We start from the raw sequence: 2656 nt of genomic DNA, 5'->3' as shown, positions 1-2656 counted from the left end.
AGGCGGGCGCCGAGCTGATCGGCAGCGATACGGTGGCGGCGGTGACCGAGGTGCTGCGCGTGGCACTCGACGCGCTGAAGGCCGCTGGCGTGACCGACATCACGATCGATCTGACGCTGCCCGATCTCGTCGAGACGCTGAGCGCCGGCCCCCTGCCCCTGCCCAAGGCCGAGGCGCGCGCGGTGCGCGCGATGCTCGACGCCAAGGACGCGGGCGGCCTCGCGGCGGCGGGTGCCACCGATTATCTGCCGCTGCTCGAAGCCTGCGGGCCGATCGCGACCGCTTTGCCCAGGCTGCGCGCGCTGCCCGTGATGGCGGCGCTCGAAAGCCGGATCGCGGGCGTCGAGGCGATCGCCGCGGCGATCGGCGGCGAAGCCACGCTGACGCTCGATCCCACCGAACGCCACGGCTTCGAATATCAGACATGGATCGGCTTCTCGCTGTTCGGGCGCGGGCTGGCCGGCGAGATCGGGCGCGGCGGCAGCTATACGCTCGTCCACAACGACGAGGCCGAGGAGCCCGCGGTCGGCTTCTCGCTGTACCTCGATCCGCTCGTCGATATCGGCCTCGGCGTCGAGCCCGCGCGCCGCATCTTCCTGCCGCTCGGCCACGATCCCGCCGCCGCCGCCGCGCTGCGCCGCGAAGGCTGGACGACGATCGCGGCGCTGGACGCCGGCGGACAGCCGGACGATTGCACGCATGAGCTGATCGCCGGAAAGCCCGTCGAAATCGCCGGGCGACCCTGACCGCGCCTGCATCCGTTCGAGCCAGCCCATCCGCTCGCCGGATTTGCGCCTACGTCTCTCACCCCCTCCGGCAAGGCTCGGAACAGGCGGTTTTCGAAGTTCACGGCGCTCATGGTCCGCTGCCGCGCCCTCGGGGCCCGTGGATGCCGGAACATGTCCGGCATGACCGAAGACCTTGGCCGCTCGCTCGACACAAGCGCGGCATAGCTTCAGCATGATGAGCAGCAACAGGCCGGCCGCCTTCCCGCTCCATGCGGCCGCGACGATCGCGCCGCGAATCGGATGCCGACCCATAATCACTATTCGTATGTACCTGATATGTTCTTATCTGTCAATCCCGTCCAGGCCCTACGCTCGCCGATCGCTTTGATGATGGACCCGCCCGCCCCCGCCCTCTATGCGCGCCCCGTTCCGGAACATCAGGAAGCAGGCATTGGCAAACGTCACGGTCATCGGCGCGCAATGGGGCGATGAGGGCAAGGGCAAGATCGTCGACTGGCTGGCGAGCCGCGCCGACGTCGTGGTGCGCTTCCAGGGCGGGCACAATGCCGGGCATACGCTCGTCGTCGGCGACCAGATCTACAAACTGAGCCTGCTGCCCTCGGGCATCGTGCGCGGCACATTGTCGGTGATCGGCAACGGCGTCGTGCTCGATCCGTGGCACTTCCGCGACGAGGTCGCCAAGCTGGAGGGCCAGGGCGTCGCGATCAGCCCGGAGACGCTCCAGATCGCCGAGACCTGCCCGCTGATCCTGCCGTTCCATCGCGACCTTGATGCGCTGCGCGAGGATGCCAGCGGCGCCGGCAAGATCGGCACCACCCGGCGCGGCATCGGCCCGGCCTATGAGGACAAGGTCGGCCGCCGCGCGATCCGCGTCTGCGATCTCGCGCACCTCGACGATCTCGGCCCGCAGCTCGACCGGCTGTGCGCGCACCATGACGCGTTGCGCGCGGGCTTCGGCGTGCCGCCGATCGATCGCGCCGCGCTGATGGCCGAGCTGGGCGAGGTCGCGGGCTTCCTGCTGCCTTATGCCAGCCCGGTGTGGCGGACGCTCGACGAGGCGCGCGGGCGGGGCAAGCGCATCCTGTTCGAAGGGGCGCAGGGCGTGCTGCTCGATGTCGACCACGGCACCTATCCGTTCGTCACCTCGTCGAACACGATCGCGGGGACCGCGGCGGGGGGATCGGGGCTGGGGCCGTCGGCGGCGGGGTTCGTGCTCGGCATCGTCAAGGCCTATACGACGCGCGTCGGCGCCGGCCCCTTCCCCACCGAGCAGGACAATGCGATCGGCGAGCGGCTGGGCACGCGCGGGCACGAGTTCGGCACCGTCACCGGGCGCAAGCGCCGCTGCGGCTGGTTCGATGCGGTGCTGATGCGGCAGGCGGTGGCGGTCTCGGGCATCACCGGCATCGCGCTGACCAAGCTCGACGTGCTCGACGGCTTCGAGACGCTGCGCATCTGCACCGGCTATCGGCTCGGCGACCGGACTTATGATTATCTGCCGCCGCACGCGCGCGACCAGGCGGCGGTGACGCCGGTCTACGAGACGATCGAGGGCTGGAGCGGATCGACGCGGGGCGCGCGAAGCTGGGCCGACCTGCCCGCCCCCGCGATCAAATATGTCCGCCGGATCGAGGAACTGATCGGCTGCCCGGTGGCGCTGGTCTCGACCAGCCCCGAGCGCGAGGACACGATCCTGGTCCGCGATCCGTTCCGCGATTGAGGCGCGCCGCGATCGAGCCATAGCAGTTGCATTCCGGTAATGATCCCCATAGCCTCGCTGCGTTGCAACAGGGGGCGAGCGATGCGGCGGACGGACTTCGCGCGTAGGGATATGCTTCGCGGCGGGCTGGCGCTTGGCGGCGCACTCGGGCTCCAGGCGTGCGCGCCGGGCGTGGGGCCGATCGCGA

At 70.1% G+C, this 2656-nt stretch carries 2 protein-coding genes; both read left to right on the top strand.

Features of this window, described 5'->3' with window-relative positions:
• The coding region (locus HUU94_RS02165) for an ATP phosphoribosyltransferase regulatory subunit (protein ID WP_174273482.1) at positions 1-746 on the top strand (746 nt) is incomplete at its 5' end.
• 433 nt (positions 747-1179) lie between these two features.
• Entirely contained in the window at positions 1180-2469 is a 1290-nt protein-coding gene (locus tag HUU94_RS02160; protein WP_174273481.1) for an adenylosuccinate synthase, read from the top strand.
• Positions 2470-2656 lie beyond the last annotated feature (187 nt).

The organism is Sphingomonas bacterium, assembly GCF_903644055.1.
Taxonomy (GTDB): Bacteria; Pseudomonadota; Alphaproteobacteria; order Sphingomonadales; family Sphingomonadaceae; genus Sphingomonas_I.
The sequence above is the reverse complement of the archived record's forward strand: the minus strand, read 5'-3'. Positions and strand labels throughout refer to the sequence as shown.